Here is a 16,729-nt window from a genome sequence, read left to right on the forward strand (position 1 = left end):
ACTTGAACTCATAAACAAAAAGACCACAGGCATCAGCCTGCGGTCTTTAATATTTCAATGTCCGCACCATGTCCCAGATGATTAAGATAGCTCAACACAGAAGAATTCATACCTTTATATAAAGGAAATGTACTTCCGTGACAGTTCTGCGCCTTTCGACAGCAGCCCCAGCTCACCGGACCGTATAAGGAACGTCCAGCGAGCTTCGGCGGGTACACCTTTCGGCTGATCTCATAAGCGGCTCCTTAGCGCCTCCATCAGCGTACTGATCGCACCCGCGACCTCTACCTCACCATCAATGGATGAGGTGTATCTATTGTCTATGAAATTATGAACAACACAACTTAACACCGTGTGTCCTGTTTAGTAAACAGACAATCAGTATAACGCGCATGGTTTTTCAGTGCAATAACAATTGTTGGATGTGAGGTCTAAGAGACCACTATTCCTCTTTTTTGTTACGGCCAGCCATCTGCTGCCATACCGTTCCAGCAGCCTGTTCGCCCGATTCGATCCGTTCCAGAGCCATCTTGGCCTGCAGGCTGACTTCGAATTCGGGATCATCGGCTGCAACTCGCAAGGCTTGTTCTGCTTCTTCTGTTCCGACCTCATATAGAAAACGAGCTGCACGCCAGCGTACAAGTTTACTTTTATCGGATAACGTGGCTGTCATAGCTGGGGTTGCAGCAGGGTCACCGATATCAGACAGGGTGTCACCGGCAGTACGGCGTACCGCAGGAGAACTGTCCTGGAGTGCTTCATACAGCAATTCCATCGCTTCCGGTGTACGAATGTCACCCAGGTATACGACAGCCAAGCGACGTATCTGCATTTTGTTGTCATGCAAGGCATGGGCTACGAGAGGCAGTCTTTCTGCCGTAGGCTCCATGCCGTCAAATGCCGCATAGCGAACATTCCAGTCCTCGTTTCGCAGAGCCTCTTCAAGTTCGGCTCCATCCAATTCACGGCGGCGCTCCACGAATTCTTCGGATTTGGTACCATGTTCAATGGCCTGTTTGATAACCTGCTCGAGTCGTTCCGGGGGATAAGCGGCTTCCAATTCCTGTTCGACTTCACGTGCGATGTCCGGTAACTCGCCATATCGAACGCCGTAATCACTCAGTTTACGTTCTTTGATCATTGTTGCACTGGCGACTTCTGTCACGGCTTTGACAAAACGATCTGACAACGAGATTCGTTCTTCCTTGACCCCGGCCTTGACCCTAATTTGCATCGGTACGCCACGGAAGAATTGTACAAATACCTGTGCTTCTCCGAAGTGCTCGCCTGAACCATCTTCGGATTCAATCCAGTCCAGATCAATGCCTTGCTGTCCAAGGCGATTTTGGACTTCGCCCAAGATAACGGACCAGTCGGCATTTCCTTTACGATCAAGTGCCACAAAGTCTGTTGTGTGGAACACACTCTTCACACCGGGAATATGAAGCATCTGGCGAATGAACGCCGGAGCAGATCGTTCGTTGTCCAGAGTATATGTTTTGCGAATTCCGTCCTCCAGACGTTCATCGAGATGTAACATCATCGTATTTGGACTCGGTGTTGGTTCAATGGAAACAATATTCATCAATGTAACCTCCTATAGTACCAGATTCATCTTTAACTTCCCGTAAATTAAATCACACGGGTATTTCTCTATTTTACATCAATGTGTGGAATCTGCGAAATCATCCAGAAGTGAAGTGGACGTTTCTAACACTTAATGTGAAGAAGTACGAAATTTGTTAACACTTCTTTCATGTTCACGCACAAACATTTTTAAACGAAAATTGACACAATAAAGATAAGAATCAACTGGAGGTTATACCTATGGAACCCATTACCGTGCTCTCGGATGGAAAACGTCGTATTGCATATGAGAATATTATTCAATTGTTCAGGAACTGGATTGAGGACTCAACATCCGGTTCTGCGATAGAAACACATCGGGGAAGTTGGGAAAATGCCCGTTATTGTATTGTTGATTATCACGTTGCCGAAGAAGCGGTGTCAGCAGCAAATGCCATTCGGGCTTTTATGCCACAACTTCCGTTACTGGTCATTACAGATTTCCAATCCCTTATTCGGAAGCGTCACCTACAACAGATTACAGGTGCGGGTGAGATGAAGATGATTCTCTGGAACGAGCAAGACCCGAATCAACTGATCAAGGATATGGAAAATTGGTTGCATTCTTCGTCTATCCATAAATCAGAAATAGCCATACCACCCATCTTATCCATGAGATAAAAGAGGGATATGGCCAAAAGTGTTTAACTTTTTAATCGTTACGATCGTATTAGATCACATATTTATAGCCTGTTCCCCAAACCGTCTTAATATAACGTGGGTTCTTGGGGTCAGGCTCAATTTTTTTACGCAGACTTGAGATATGAACATCAATGGTACGATCCAAATAAGCGCGTTCGGAGCCTTTGATGCGATCCATCAGCTCATTGCGGGTGAACACTTTACCCGGATTGCGGTACAATTCCTTCATAATCTCAAACTCAATATGAGTGACCTCGATTTCAACGCCATCCACAAACAGAGTTCTCCTGTATTCATTCACATTCACATGTCCAGTAACCTCTGCCTGCTTGTCTTCTTTTACCGGTTTATCCTTATAGGAAATGATTGATCTTCGCAGCAGTGCTTTAATCCGGGCATCCAACTCTTTCAAACTAAATGGTTTGCACAGAAAGTCATCCGCACCATTATGTAATGCACGAAGTCGATCATTCAGCATGGTGCTTGCCGAGATCATCAGAATGGGCACAGTGGAGTGCTGGCGAAAGGCTTCTACGAGATCATTTCCATCCATTTCAGGAAGCATGAGATCCGTTACAACAATATCCGGCTGGAATTGTGGAAACAGTTGAAGTGCCTCGCGGGCATGATGAACCCGTTCAGTGATGTATCCTTCCTCCTCAAGAAAGAAAGCAATCATGTCGGCCAGATTTTTCTCATCTTCTATAAGAAGTACTTTGATAGTCATAGGGTCACACTCCTGGTGAAAATAATATGTTAAGAAAATGCTAAAAAAACAAGGTGAATTGCGAATAAATGCCGCAAATTTTTTAATGTTTCTATCCCAAAATATAGGATGTATATGTAGAGAAAGAATAAGCTTTTTGCATGAACTTCAATATTCTAGCATGAATGCAGTTTGGTTGCCGATCAATCAGAATTTCCCAAAGCTACACCAAGTATTAATTACAGTATAATGGATCAGAACGAGTTAAGGGGAAAAAAAGTAATATTGTATCCGCTTAAGTTTATAGGGGGAACCAACGTTGTTGTTGAAAACAGAAGAAACAATGATCCATGAGGGCAATTGCTTATGGATCGTATAAAGGCAAGACAAATGCTGGATTGGGTCGTGTTGAAGCTGAGAATACCCTGGATTGGGACCAGCATTCTGATTATTCTGGGCTCACTAAGCACTATTTTTCCGTTTACTTTATTCTATGGTGTACAGTTTATGATTGGTAGCGCGGCAGCACTCGTTGCTCTTCGTTTGCATGGGGCCATCTATGGATTTTTCACCCTTACAGTTATCCATCTCCTGAATACCGTCTTTGTCGGCTTTGTGCCGCACAATTTAACTGTCATGCTTGCCCACTTTATGGAATTAATCTGGATGCTCGTTTGGCAGATCCGCTGGAAGAATGGCAGCTTAATCAAGGCTAATGCTGTCTTTTGGGTAGTGATGTTACTTCCTGTTATCTATGCCGGGCATTTTATGTTGGGTTTAAATATAGACGATTTGAAGTATGAGTATATGTATATTGCTGTGATTGGTATGGTGAATGCGCTGATTGCGGGAATTGTAGTTGATTTTTGGATCACCACGGGTGAACACAAATCAAAACGCATGGGAACCATTCCACTAACAAGAATTGCTTTTAAATACGTAGTCGCCTTTGTGGTTTTTGTTTCTCTCGTACTGTTATCTGCAGATAGCCGCAGACAATTGGGTCAAATGAATGATGCCATATTACGTGATATGAAATATGCAGCAACTGCGGTTGTTCAGGACATTGATGAAGAGTATGTAACCTCCGAGAATATGGATCAGAATATGGCGCGTTATCATCATCTACTGGGTGTGAATGTGATTCTGCTAGATCGGAATGATACAGTCGTCGCTTCTGGAATGAATACACTTCAGGCGGGCGATTACCTGGACATGGACAGATTCCGTCTTCTGAAATCAAGGGATAACCTCTTTCTGTTAAGTTCCGCAAATATCCATTACAGTGATGTATTGGATCACTGGAAACAAGCCTCTTTTATCTATGAAGCAGAAATGACAAGGTTAACACCTTATCGGGTATTCATTGTGACCGACTCGTCCAAGTATTACCCCCGAATCGAATCCATTTATCTGACCACGCTGCAATCCCTGTTCATCATCATCGTGGCTTCCATGATCGTAGCGGCTCCTCTCAGCAGTAAGGTTGTTAGCCCGCTGTTAAGACTGACCAGGATGACAGGCTCTCTTCCGAGACTGCTGTTTCGAAATGGGAAGATGGAGTGGCCAACCAGCCATGTAACCGAAGTACAGATCCTGATTGGTAATCTGCGCAAAATGGCCGATGTGCTGCTGGAACAATTCGAACAGATTCGTCACGATAAGTTAACGCTGGAGGATAGGGTTATTGAGCGAACCAAGGAACTCAAGAATAGTGAAGAGGTCAAACGTGCCATTATTGAATCCTCTATTGATGCGATTATCGCTGTGGACTCCAATGGGCTGATCGTTGAGTTTAATCCGGAGGCTGAAAGAATGTTTGGATTGCGTCGGGAAGAAGTGATCCTGCACAAGGAAGCGCCATCTCTTTTTCAAGGGGCCAGCTGCAAGGAGATCAAGAGTTTGCTGGAGCGATATGAATATGTTGAAGGTAAAAGATACACCATCGTTGAAGAAATTTCAGGTATCCGACGGGATGGTTCCGTATTTCCGATTGAGTACAAAATTGTTGAGATCCAGTTGGGCAAAAATGAGACATTATATAACCTGTTTATTAAGGATATTACAGAGCGGACCAGAGCAGAAGAAGATCGTGTACGTCATGCCCTTGCGCTAGAGAAGCTGAACTCGGAGTTGTTCAATGAGAAGATTGCCATCCAGGAACAGCGAGATATCAGTGAGCAATTTATTGAATCCGTACGGGAAGGGCTCGTGATGTCTGATCGATCAGGGACCATAACCATCGTCAACCGAAGGATAGAAGAGATGTTTGGTTTAGGTGATTTTATGGGCAGATCCATTGAAGATTTGGCGCAGGCGATTGATACGATGGTATTAACGGACAACTTCAATCTGATGGAACAGACGAGAGCATTCCTGAATGGAGAAACGGCGTTTATCGAGACCGAATTTATATTCAATAATGTGGATAAAAGTGTATTTTCCTTATACATGAAGCAGATGGATGTCCCAGGTAAAAACCATGGGTTTCTGCTGGTGTTCCGTGACCGGACAGGAGAAGAACGGCTGGATCGGATGAAAAATGAGCTGATCAGTGTGGTATCTCATGAGCTTCGAACGCCTGTAGCCACCATTATGGGATATGTGGAATTAATGATGATGTATGACCTTCCAGCAGCTCAGCAGCGGGAATTCATGCAGACCATCTCTTCGGAGGGCAAACGGCTGAGCAGTTTGCTCGATGATGTACTCGATATTCAGCGTCTCGACAACGAAGGTATGACTTACCACATGACGTATGTACCGCTGGTGGAGTTGGTAGAAGGGGTTGCCGAACAGTGGAATATGAAGTCTGCCCAACGGATCTACGTGCATACGTTTAATGGAGACTTTTTTGCTTATGCTGACCAGAACAGGATGGTTCAGGTTCTGCATAATCTGGTGGGCAATGCAGTTAAGTATTCTCCGGGAGCCGATCGTATTGATGTTACGTTATGGGAAGAAGAGGAATGGTTATGTCTTGATGTGCGTGATTACGGAATAGGTATTGCGGAGCAAGAGAAGGACATGCTGTTCAACAAATTCTATCGGGTCGATAATTCGGATCATCGGCAGATTGGTGGAACAGGAATTGGATTGTACATTTCCCGTAAAATTGTAGAGGATCACAAGGGTACGCTGACTTTTATATCTGCACCGGACAAAGGAAGTACGTTCAAGGTTCGACTGCCCAAGCAGGACGTATTGGTGTGAATTTATTGATGGATGAAGAATTTCATTTCACTTTTTTATGAAAAATGTTTATGTAAGATACCTACGGATAGAGCCTTTGCCCTTCAGCGCGTGAGCGTGATAAGGGGAAAGGCTTTTTTTGTTTTTCAATTCCCCGGATAAAAAAACAACTTCTTTTGCAAACTGTCTATAGAGCCATAATTTGCATCCCATGCAAAAGGAGGACGGCAGGTATATGTTCCGTAAACAAGAGAAAACACTCATCATCGTCTGTCTGGTTGCAGCTGTGGTTGTGCTGTATGCCGTTGTGAAGAGCATCATCCGAATCATGAGTTATTGAGATACATGTTCAAGCAGAGTAACTGCTGTCGTACATAACGATTATGTGAAAGAGGAGTGTAACCATGTCATCCCTGGACCCTGTTTTGCTCAGCCGGATACTAACCGGCCTTACCCTGTTTGTACACATTATTTTTGCCTCTATTGGTGTAGGTGTTCCACTTATGATTGCCTTGGCCGAGTGGCGAGGACTCCGAACCAATGATATGCATTACACCTTGCTGGCACGCCGGTGGGCGCGAGGTTTTGTCATCACCGTTGCCGTGGGCGTCGTTACAGGCACCTCAATCGGATTACAGCTCAGTCTGCTGTGGCCGATGTTTATGCGGGTAGCGGGTCAGGCAATCGCCCTGCCGCTGTTCATGGAGACGTTTGCCTTTTTTATAGAGGCGATCTTTCTTGGAATTTACCTCTATACGTGGGATCGTTTCAAAAAGAAATATACGCATATGCTGCTGTTGATTCCGGTAGCTCTCGGCTCATCTGCATCTGCGATTTTCATTACAACGGTGAACTCCTTCATGAACCAGCCTCAGGGATTCACCCTGATTAATGGCATCATGAAGGACATTCATCCGATTGCTGCCATGTTGAATCCGGCAACGCCAACCAAAGTGTCCCATGTACTCGCCTCATCCTACACCTTGAGTGCAGGTATCCTGGCGGGGATAGCCGCCTTCAGTTTGCTTCGGGGACGGGATCATGTGTATTACAAAAAAGCACTGAAACTCACGACGGTATCTGCGCTCGTATTTGCCATTAGCACCGTCATGATCGGCGATTCCTCCGGTAAATTTCTGGCGAAATATCAGCCGGAGAAGTTAGCTGCCGCAGAATGGCATTTCAAGACGATGAAAGAGGCACCGCTCGTTTATGGGGGTATTTTGGATGAGAACAATGAGGTGAAATATGCGATTGAGATTCCGTATGCCCTTAGCATTTTGGCGGGAAATCGTCCAGATACGGAAGTGAAAGGTCTCGAAGAGTACCCTGCGGATCTGAGGCCACCATTGTCTATTCACTATATGTTCGACCTGAAGGTCACAACCGGAGTGATCATCCTGATGATTCCTGTGTTATATGTACTGCGGCGGTGGTTACCAGGGCGCAAGCCATATCCCAAATGGCTGCTGCTTGGCATTGTCTTGCTGGGGCCTCTGGCCATGATTGCCATCGAGCTGGGGTGGATGTTCGCTGAAGTTGGCAGGCAGCCTTGGATCTTACGTGGGTATATGAAGGTGGCGGAAGCGGCTACGACGTCAACTTCGGTAGGATGGATGCTGGTGTTGTTCATCTTGCTGTATCTAATCCTGTGTTTCTCGTGCATTCGGGTACTCAGCAAGCTGTTCCGCAACAAGGAAGCAGAGAAGGAACTGGAGTCTCTGGGGCTTGAAGGAGGGATCGTGCATTGAGTTTCGAAATTGCAGGCATCGCAATATTGTGGACGTTTTTGTTCGGTTACCTGATCGTTGCTTCGATTGATTTTGGCGCCGGATTCTTCAGCTTTTACAGCATTTTGACCGGGCACGAGAACAAAATTCATAACATCATTCAGCGCTACCTGTCTCCCGTGTGGGAAGTGACGAATGTGTTTTTGATCTTTTTTGTGGTGGGTCTGGTCGGATTTTATCCGGACAGCGCCTTTTATTACGGGACAGCCTTGCTGGTGCCGGGTTCCCTAGCTATTGTACTGCTTGCGATCCGGGGCGTGTATTACGCCTACAATACCTATGGCAATCATGGGCAGAACAGCCGGATCTATATGGCATTGTACGGGGCGACGGGATTGCTGATTCCGGCGGTATTCTCCACCATTTTGGCAATATCCGAAGGCGGGATCATTGAGCAGGTGGGCGATCAGGTGTTTTTTCGCTGGCGTGAATTTTTGACGAATCCCTATACCTGGTCGGTTGTTTTGCTTGCATTGGTTAGTGTGCTCTACATCTCGGCGATGTTTCTATCCTATTATGCGAAGCGGGCGGGGGATGAGCCGGCATATGAGGTGCTTCGAGAGTACGCGCTGCTCTGGAGTTTGCCTACCATTTTTGCAAGTTTTCTGGCTTTTCTGCAAATTAACAAACAGAATCCCGAACACTTTGAGCAGATGGTGAATATTTCGTGGATGTTCATCGCTTCGTTTATTTGTTTTGTCATTGCCGTGTCGCTGGTGTGGAAAAGTAAATATCTAGGTTGGTGCTTTGTTGCTGTCATGCTTCAGTTTGCCTTTGCCTGGTATGGTTATGGGCGATCCCACCTCCCGTACATTTTGTATCCTTACATCAATATTTACGACAGCTTTACGAATCGTACGATGGGGATTGCGCTCATTACAGCGTTTAGTCTGGGGTTACTCGTGCTCATTCCTTCGCTTGTGCTGATTATGAAGCTGTTCCTGTTTGATGCCAATTATGTGCGCGGTAATTCTGGTAAAAAGAAAGGATGAGTCTGTTCATGCACCCAAACATGTTCTTACTCATGACTCCCTTGCTGGATCCACTATCTACTGAGGGAGTCACGGGGATACCCGGTATAACCGGATTGAGCTTTTTTGAGACATTCACCATTATGTACGCCCCTCCACTGATCATTGCGGCTGCTATTGTCTTTCTGTTTGTATATCTGGCCGTATATAAGAACCCAAAGGATTGATTGACTGGTACGTCCATTCCCGTTTGGGGTAATCTCTTGTTAAGAAATGAGGAAGGGAGGAGGGCCCTTTCATGCCGAAAATCCGTTATAACAATATCGATAATGTAAGTACGGACAAAACGCTGAAGGAATTCAAACAATGGAGGGAGCAACGGCGGAGCAAAGTGAAGGACTACTCCTACACCGTGCCCAAACACCCGCCTGAACTGGATTATCTGCATGCCAACCGGGATGACACAAGTATTACCTGGATTGGTCACTCCACGTTTTTCATTCAATATTATGGATTGAACATCGTGACTGACCCGGTGTGGGCCGAAAAAATGGGATTTCAACGAAGGCTCGGTGCCCCCGGCATTCCGATTCAGGATATTCCACCTTTGGATGTGATTCTGATATCCCATTCCCACTATGATCATCTGCATCTGGCTTCCTTGCGTAAGCTGATTACAGCTAAGACATTGCTCATCGTACCCGATGGTCTGAAGCGCAAGATGATTCGCAAAGGATTTCATCGATGCCAGGAGATGAAATGGTGGGATCATATGACACTTGGCGGAGTCAAAATAACTTTTGTCCCTGCACAGCACTGGACGCGCCGAACGTTGTTTGATACCAATACGTCCCATTGGGGCGGTTATGTATTGGAATCGAATCATCCGGCAACGACTTCAGCAGCGGAAAGTGCTGCAACAACGAGCAATCAGGATGAATCATCCACGGAATCAGGGAAGAACGAAACATCCAAAACATCAGGCGGCCCGCCTGTGTTGTATTTTGTGGGTGACACAGGTTACTTCCAGGGTTTCAAAACGATTGGAGAACGCTTTGACATTGGGGTTACCCTGATGCCCATCGGTGCCTACGATCCGGAATGGTTCATGACTTCTCAGCATGTGACACCCGAAGAAGCGCTGCAGGGGTTCGTTGAATCCGGTTCACAGCTCATGGTTCCAATGCATTACGGCACATTCAAGCTGGCGGATGATACGCCCAAGGAAGCGCTGGATCGACTGGAAGTCGAACGTGAACGCCTAGGCATTGGTAAAGAGCGGATTCGGGTGCTTGGTCATGGCGAAACACTCCGCATTCACCACGAGGAAGGTAAACGGGGCTAACAAAAGCGAGCCAAATATGTTAATGTAGGGGTATGCCTGCATGAACAGTACATTTACCAAATCTTTAATAAGTAAAAAGCGGCCAATTTTCGAATTTGCCGCTTTTTTGTGTTATAATATGGTGCCAGAATAGGCATCGGGATATTGAATCCATGATTTACGCAACTTGCTATTCATGCAGTATGCAGATTAACCAATAAAGGATGGTATGCTTAATGATCAGTACAAGCGGCATCACGCTCCGCTACGGAAAACGTGCACTTTTTGAAGATGTAAATATCAAATTCACACCAGGAAACTGTTACGGCCTCATCGGCGCCAATGGAGCCGGTAAATCAACATTCTTGAAAATTTTGTCCGGTGAAATTGAATCAAACTCGGGAGAGGTGCACATCACCCCGGGCGAACGTATGGCCGTTTTGAAGCAAAACCACTTTGAATATGATGAGTATCCGGTTCTTGAAACGGTAATTATGGGTCATAGTCGTCTCTATGCCATTATGAAAGAAAAAGATACGCTGTATGCCAAAGCGGACTTCACTGAAGAAGACGGCCTGCGTGCAGGGGAACTTGAAGGTGAATTTGCCGAGTTGAATGGCTGGGATGCTGAGCCGGATGCAGCGGCACTCCTGATCGGTCTGGGTATTGACCGTGACATGCACGATAAGAAAATGAATGAACTAAGTGGTAACGAAAAAGTTCGTGTCCTGCTTGCACAAGCATTGTTTGGTCGTCCAAACAACCTGTTGCTCGATGAGCCTACCAACCACTTGGATCTCGAATCCATTCAATGGCTTGAGAACTTCTTGATGGACTATGAAGGTACTGTTATTGTGGTATCCCATGACCGTCACTTCCTGAACAAAGTATGTACGCACATTGCGGATATCGACTTTGGTAAAATCCAGTTGTACGTAGGTAACTATGACTTCTGGTATGAATCCAGCCAATTGGCACTTGCGTTGCAACGTGATGCCAACAAGAAAAAAGAAGAGAAGATTAAAGAGCTTCAAGCCTTTATTCAACGTTTCTCTGCGAACGCCTCGAAATCGAAACAGGCAACTTCCCGGAAGAAACAACTCGACAAAATCACGCTGGATGACCTTCGTCCATCGAACCGTAAATATCCGTTTATCAACTTCAAACCTGAGCGTGAAGCCGGTAAACAATTGTTGACCGTAGATCGTATCAGCAAATCTATTGATGGTGTAAACATGCTGAATGATATCAGCTTTGTCGTGAACAAAGGGGATAAAATTGCATTTGTTGGCCCGAACGGAAATGCCAAGTCACTCTTGTTTGATATTCTTATGGGTGAAACGGAATTGGATAGCGGCGAATATACTTGGGGTGTAACTACAACTCAAGCTTATTTCCCGAAAGACAACTCCAAATATTTTGACGGTGTAGACATGACTCTTGTGGATTGGCTCCGTCAATATTCCAAAGATCAGGATGAAACGTATCTGCGTGGATTCTTGGGACGTATGCTCTTCTCAGGTGAGGAATCCTTGAAAAAGGCAAGTGTACTCTCCGGGGGCGAGAAAGTTCGCTGTATGCTGGCGAAAATGATGCAGACTGGTGCTAACGCATTGATTCTGGATGAGCCTACGAACCACTTGGATCTCGAATCCATTACAGCGCTGAACAATGGTATGATTGATTTTGACGGCACCATGCTGTTCACTTCCCATGACCATCAATTCATTCAAACCATTGCTAACCGGATTATCGAAATTACGCCGAATGGCATCATCGATCGCCAAATGAGCTATGACGAATATCTGGAAAGTGATGAAATCAAAGAACTGCGCAATAAAATGTATCCGGTAGAAGCTTAAACTAAGCATCATCTACGGCACATTATTATAGGAACACCAAAGAACCGCAAGCCTCTGTGAAGAGATCTTGCGGTTCTTTTTGTAATTCAATGGGTTTCTCTGCGGCTTTAAGACCTAAGATCCACCAGTACGGCGACGTTGATTGTTAGGCTTTTTGTTGTTTTGACTCTTCATCGCTTTAGGTCCGCCTTCAAAGTAGGCGCTGGATTGATTACCGGAATTTGCTTGTTCTTTCTTCTGCGCCAGCTTTTGGCGTATAGCATCCTGCAAACTGACCTTTTTCGGTTCGTTATTTTCGCTCATCGTTATTTCCCTCCCGGTCTTACAGTGAGCCGTCCAGATTGGACGGGATGTACCTATTTTATACGTTTTACAAAAGCCCTACAAGGGCAACCTGATAAAATGCTCAAAACCTTTGGTTTTACCCAGGCCAACATTTTTTCTCATTAACTACAGCCCTGCCGTCTGGCAACTTTGTTTCGGCTTGCCTACAGCAATGCAGCCTGGCAACACTGTTTCTGTAGACCCACACGCTCCGCATTTGTTAACATGGAAAAACCGTAATACGAAACGTTAAAGGAGTGTCGCCCGGTTTGAACGCTTATGAAGAAATTCGAAAAGGGGAGCGAGGGGCTTGGGTTAGTATCGTAGCCTATCTCGTTTTGTCCGCCTTTAAGCTGATCTGTGGATATTTATTTGCTTCCAGCGCCTTGCTGGCCGATGGTTTTAATAACCTTACGGATATTGTGGCATCCGTTGCTGTATTGATCGGGCTTCGAATCTCCCAGAAACCACCTGATTCGGATCATGCCTATGGTCATTTTAGAGCGGAGACTGTTGCTGCCTTGGTGGCTTCATTTATTATGGCTATGGTTGGGCTGCAAGTATTGGTTGAAGCCGTTCGCTCCTGGTATGAAGGAGCCTTTGTTGCTCCAAATCTGTGGGCGGCAGCGGTGGCTGTAGTCTGTGCTGTGGTGATGTTAGGTGTATATCGTTACAATCACCGTCTGGCTAAACAAATTAATAGTCAGGCTCTGATGGCTGCGGCGAAAGATAATCGTTCGGATGCCTGGGTCAGCATAGGCGCTGCAGTTGGAATTATAGGTGCGCAGTTCGGACTTCCATGGTTGGATAAAGTAGCTGCCATTGCTGTAGGTCTGTTGATCTGCAAAACGGCTTGGGAGATTTTTCGGGATTCTACACATCGTCTTACCGATGGATTTGACCAGAAGGAACTGACGGATCTCAGATCCTCAGTAGCACGCGTTCCCGGTGTTGAGATGATCAAGGATGTAAAGGCACGTGTGCATGGCAGTCATGTACTTGTGGATGTAGTCATTGAAGTGGACGGAGGCCTAAGCTTGATTGAAGGCCATCAGATCTGTGACCGTGTTGAAGAGCGGTTGAAGCGATCGCATAACATCATGCATGTACATGTACATGTGGAACCAAAGACGGAAACGGAAGAAGTCACAAGGAACCCTTGAACAGGGAGTGAACATCTTGGAAAATCAAAAGAGGACAGCCGCGATTGTGCGTGCTGTCCTCTTTACTTATCATTAGAACGATTATACGATGTTACTTAATGGCAACGTGAACCCAAGCTTTGCCTTTCCAAGTGTATACTTGTACCCACTCGCCGCCATCGAATCCATCAACAACTTCACCTGTTGTATCGATGATCTGGGAACCCAGTGCACCGATTGGTTTACCGTTAGGTGCATCATAGAACCAAGTGCGCTCCAGAAGGTTCAGCAACATCGTTGGTGCCAGTACTACATCGCCTGGTTTTACAACTGGTTCGTCAAATAACTTATCTGTTGTAGGAGAAGGGTTATTACCATTAGTGCTGTAGGTAGCACCGGTTACTGTCTCAGTAGTACCTTCTACTGTTTCTACAGCAGGTTTGTTCACTTCAACAGCCGGAGTTGTTGTCGTTGTTGTAGCTTCTGTTCCTTTTTCCGGAGTCACCGTTCCAGTAACCGCTTCCTCAGCACCCGCAGCGGCAGCCATCGAACCCATCAACGTTAAAGCAGCAGCAAAACTTACGATTTTTTTCATTTTGTTTTTCCTCCTCGGTAGGTATGTAAAATGTTGTCCTGATTACAAGTAACCAAGCAAGCACCCTTATGAATCACAAATTATAACAATATTTTCTTGAATCCTCCAGTGTCAACAGGCTCATATGTGGGTATATAGCAAAGCCTGTAAATATCATACTTCAGTGGGATAAAACCGGGTTGGCTATCTCAAAAAGGTCCTGTTTTTTGGGATTCATACGAGAGCGGATTGGAATAAAGCAGAAGGGAGTGCAATACATAATATAGAAAAGTTGACCTATGCCTGAACGCACAAAAGCCAATCGGCTTAGTAGCACGATCGGCTTTTGTATGTATTCGTTAGTAAACATTCAGTCATATCAGAGCCTGAGGTTATCGCATTCGGCTGCGTCCCGTAATCAGGGAGATTACGAACAGTACAACAAAGATGAAGAAGAGTACTTTCGCGATTGAAGCAGCTGCTTCAACAATACCGAAGAATCCAAAAATACCTGCTACCAGTGCAATAATTAGAAATAATACAGACCATTTCAACATAAGTATTCATCCTTTCGTTACTTGATTGTGCAGTGAGTTGTGTTCACCTCACCGCCTTGTGTAGTCTAACTTTAACCGAGTGCTAACCGCTTGAAACATTGGTTTTTTTTCCAAGCGAGGGCATATATGAAGGGATATATATTATTGTTTCGTCCGGGAAATCGCCGGGTAACTATAGCAATAACAAACTGATGCACATATGGAAAGAGAGGTTCTTCTATGATCTATCAAATTAGCGTGGCCCTGATTGCAGTGGCATTTGCAGTACTGGTATTCTTTTTAATTCGTACCTTGAAATCCGCTCAGGGTTCTTTGGACAATGTCTCACAGACATTGCAGGAGGTACAGAAAACCATTGATGAACTTAGTTATGAAGTGAAGCAGACGGTAAGACATGCCAATGATATTACGGTGGATGTACAGCACAAAATGAAAAAAATTGATCCTGTGATGGAATCTGTTGAGAATCTGGGTGAAGTGTTGAATGAAGTGACGGCAGCAGCCAAACAAGTCTCCACAACGCTGATGGCGAAATTTCAGACCAAACGTAACAACGCTGAACAGACCAAGCATGCTGAATCAGTTCATGTAACTGCACCGCCTGCTACATCAACGGATCGTACCCTGCAATCCTATGAAGCTACATATAATGGTGAAGCTAAGGGCGGGAAAAACTGGATGAAGTATATTGATCTTGCAGCGAATGTATGGCAACGGATGCGCAAGTAACATGACCGCTTTGTAACCCATGAAGAAGCCTTCAGAGCGGTGATGAACCTGATGAAAGGGTGAGAATCATGATGAAACTACTGCTTGTGATGTTTAGCGTAATTTCTCCCTTTTCCGTTCAACCGGCAGCGGTACCCGCTGCTCACGATATGCAATGGACGGCAATGGAAGAGAAGGCGCCAGAGGTAACTCTGGCTGTTGATCGAACCGAGACTTTCCAGCATTTTCGGACTCTGAATGGCATTTCTCTGGATGACACCATGGATGATCTGTTGGCCAAGAAGGGCCAGCCGGGGCATAAGCAGGAAGATCCTTATCTGGGGTGTCCTGAATATCACTTTCATGATGTGAAGGTTGGCTTGTGTGAAGATACGGATGTCATTCAATATGTGCATATCGATGCATCTGAGAATCATATCATGTTAAACGGAAAGAGAATTGAGACGAATATTGAAGCGATCCATCATGCTCTCGGGAAACCTTATTATGTGGCAGAGGACGGAGAAGTGTTTCTCCGTGGAGACCAGGCTCTGAAGGTATATATGAAGTCAGGATCTCAGCAGATTGAAGGCATTGATCTTTTTGATGATACAGTTTCCTAGGATTGGTTATTACCGAATCGTTTCAACCCCATATAGTATGGTTATATACTAAGTAGCTCGATACAGAAGATTAAATCAGAGGAGAGTGGAAACGATGAATTCAACCAATGAGCAAGCTTATGCAAAAGTGGTAGAAAACGGAGTCCAGGCGGTAGAAGCGGTGAAAGAATTGCAGATTACCGGATACCTTGCTGATCAAATCTTTGTTCTCGCCCATGAGAAGGATCGTACAGATCGAATTGCCGATACAGCAGATGCCAAAGAAATTGGCATAAAGGAAGAAGGCGTATTTGATTCCTTGGCGAATCTGTTCCGCTCACGTGGTGATGAACTCCGGGCCAAAATTGTTTCGATGGGCTTTACCGAAGCCGAAGCGGACTTCTACGAGAGTGAACTCGACAAAGGTAAAGTACTTGTTATTGCTAAAAAGAAAGATTAACCCGATATACTTGCAAGTTGAAGTTTGCTGAACATGGACAAGCTTCTGAATCATTTATGTAAAATGCTTAATCAAAAACATAGATAAGGAATGGGGCTTTCCCCATTCCTTATCTATGTTTTTGCAAGTTTGGAAGCGGGATCAGGACGCTGCAAAAACAGGGTAGGTTGCGGGGAGAATCTCCAGCGATGGTGCCATTTACTGATAGAAGTTTTTTGTTTTTACGATTATAGTTATACTAGGAATTAT

General features: G+C 45.2%; 16 protein-coding genes and 1 riboswitch. Of the genes, 11 read left to right on the forward strand and 5 right to left on the reverse strand.

The window, feature by feature from the left end:
• Window positions 1–79: 79 nt before the first annotated feature.
• A riboswitch (Lysine riboswitch) is annotated at window positions 80–295 on the reverse strand.
• A 147-nt stretch (window positions 296–442) separates the two neighbouring features.
• Window positions 443–1,585, reverse strand: a complete 1,143-nt coding sequence (locus QF041_RS25320) for a virulence factor (RefSeq protein ID WP_047841582.1) — start codon at window positions 1,583–1,585, stop codon at window positions 443–445.
• A 242-nt stretch (window positions 1,586–1,827) separates the two neighbouring features.
• Here QF041_RS25320 and QF041_RS25325 point away from each other — a divergent pair, with 242 nt between their 5' ends.
• Window positions 1,828–2,247 carry a hypothetical protein gene (locus QF041_RS25325; protein WP_307416095.1) on the forward strand — a complete coding sequence of 140 codons (420 nt, stop codon included), beginning with the start codon at window positions 1,828–1,830 and terminating at the stop codon, window positions 2,245–2,247.
• Between the two features lie 49 nt (window positions 2,248–2,296).
• On the opposite strand, the gene QF041_RS25330 is transcribed toward QF041_RS25325, so the two are convergent.
• Window positions 2,297–2,995 (reverse strand): response regulator transcription factor, encoded by a 699-nt coding sequence (locus tag QF041_RS25330; RefSeq protein ID WP_036668013.1) that lies wholly within the window; start codon window positions 2,993–2,995, stop codon window positions 2,297–2,299.
• 345 nt (window positions 2,996–3,340) lie between these two features.
• On the opposite strand from QF041_RS25330, the gene QF041_RS25335 reads away from it, so the two are divergent.
• The 6 genes from QF041_RS25335 (at window position 3,341) to QF041_RS25360 (ending at window position 12,113) form a co-directional block, all read left to right on the forward strand.
• Window positions 3,341–6,187, forward strand: a complete 2,847-nt coding sequence (locus QF041_RS25335; RefSeq protein ID WP_307416097.1) for an ATP-binding protein — start codon at window positions 3,341–3,343, stop codon at window positions 6,185–6,187.
• 383 nt (window positions 6,188–6,570) lie between these two features.
• The gene (locus tag QF041_RS25340) at window positions 6,571–7,917 is read left to right on the forward strand and encodes a cytochrome ubiquinol oxidase subunit I (RefSeq protein ID WP_124118119.1); all 1,347 of its coding nucleotides are present in this window, start codon (window positions 6,571–6,573) and stop codon (window positions 7,915–7,917) included.
• Window positions 7,914–8,948, forward strand: a complete 1,035-nt coding sequence (locus QF041_RS25345; protein ID WP_307416099.1) for a cytochrome d ubiquinol oxidase subunit II — start codon at window positions 7,914–7,916, stop codon at window positions 8,946–8,948. The genes QF041_RS25340 and QF041_RS25345 overlap by 4 nt, the downstream gene beginning before the upstream one ends.
• An 8-nt stretch (window positions 8,949–8,956) precedes the next feature.
• Window positions 8,957–9,154 (forward strand): cytochrome bd oxidase small subunit CydS family protein, encoded by a 198-nt coding sequence (gene cydS, locus QF041_RS25350; protein ID WP_307416101.1) that lies wholly within the window; start codon window positions 8,957–8,959, stop codon window positions 9,152–9,154.
• A 71-nt stretch (window positions 9,155–9,225) separates the two neighbouring features.
• Window positions 9,226–10,272: an MBL fold metallo-hydrolase gene (locus QF041_RS25355; RefSeq protein ID WP_307416102.1), complete on the forward strand. Its 1,047-nt coding sequence runs from the start codon at window positions 9,226–9,228 to the stop codon at window positions 10,270–10,272.
• Window positions 10,273–10,487: 215 nt separating this feature from the next.
• Window positions 10,488–12,113: an ABC-F family ATP-binding cassette domain-containing protein gene (locus QF041_RS25360; RefSeq protein ID WP_062836460.1), complete on the forward strand. Its 1,626-nt coding sequence runs from the start codon at window positions 10,488–10,490 to the stop codon at window positions 12,111–12,113.
• A gap of 114 nt (window positions 12,114–12,227) precedes the next feature.
• Here QF041_RS25360 and QF041_RS25365 read toward each other — a convergent pair whose 3' ends face one another.
• The gene (locus QF041_RS25365) at window positions 12,228–12,416 is read right to left on the reverse strand and encodes a hypothetical protein (protein WP_017692261.1); all 189 of its coding nucleotides are present in this window, start codon (window positions 12,414–12,416) and stop codon (window positions 12,228–12,230) included.
• 290 nt (window positions 12,417–12,706) lie between these two features.
• Here QF041_RS25365 and QF041_RS25370 point away from each other — a divergent pair, with 290 nt between their 5' ends.
• Window positions 12,707–13,600 (forward strand): cation diffusion facilitator family transporter, encoded by an 894-nt coding sequence (locus tag QF041_RS25370; RefSeq protein WP_307416104.1) that lies wholly within the window; start codon window positions 12,707–12,709, stop codon window positions 13,598–13,600.
• 91 nt (window positions 13,601–13,691) lie between these two features.
• On the opposite strand, the gene QF041_RS25375 is transcribed toward QF041_RS25370, so the two are convergent.
• Both QF041_RS25375 and QF041_RS25380 read right to left on the reverse strand, forming a co-directional pair.
• Window positions 13,692–14,174, reverse strand: coding sequence for a hypothetical protein (locus tag QF041_RS25375; RefSeq protein ID WP_307416105.1), 483 nt, complete (start codon window positions 14,172–14,174; stop codon window positions 13,692–13,694).
• Between the two features lie 371 nt (window positions 14,175–14,545).
• Window positions 14,546–14,710 carry a DUF1328 domain-containing protein gene (locus QF041_RS25380; protein ID WP_017692264.1) on the reverse strand — a complete coding sequence of 55 codons (165 nt, stop codon included), beginning with the start codon at window positions 14,708–14,710 and terminating at the stop codon, window positions 14,546–14,548.
• A 219-nt stretch (window positions 14,711–14,929) separates the two neighbouring features.
• Here QF041_RS25380 and QF041_RS25385 point away from each other — a divergent pair, with 219 nt between their 5' ends.
• The 3 genes from QF041_RS25385 to QF041_RS25395 all read left to right on the forward strand — a co-directional run bounded on the left by QF041_RS25385 (window position 14,930) and on the right by QF041_RS25395 (window position 16,480).
• Complete coding sequence (locus QF041_RS25385) at window positions 14,930–15,439, forward strand: DUF948 domain-containing protein (RefSeq protein ID WP_076212664.1); 510 nt, start codon at window positions 14,930–14,932, stop codon at window positions 15,437–15,439.
• A 68-nt stretch (window positions 15,440–15,507) separates the two neighbouring features.
• Window positions 15,508–16,041 carry a hypothetical protein gene (locus tag QF041_RS25390; protein WP_307416106.1) on the forward strand — a complete coding sequence of 178 codons (534 nt, stop codon included), beginning with the start codon at window positions 15,508–15,510 and terminating at the stop codon, window positions 16,039–16,041.
• Window positions 16,042–16,135: 94 nt separating this feature from the next.
• Window positions 16,136–16,480: a YflT domain-containing protein gene (locus QF041_RS25395; protein ID WP_017692267.1), complete on the forward strand. Its 345-nt coding sequence runs from the start codon at window positions 16,136–16,138 to the stop codon at window positions 16,478–16,480.
• The last annotated feature ends 249 nt before the right edge of the window (window positions 16,481–16,729 follow it).

The organism is Paenibacillus sp. W2I17, from assembly GCF_030815985.1.
In the GTDB taxonomy this organism is placed as follows: Bacteria; Bacillota; Bacilli; order Paenibacillales; family Paenibacillaceae; genus Paenibacillus.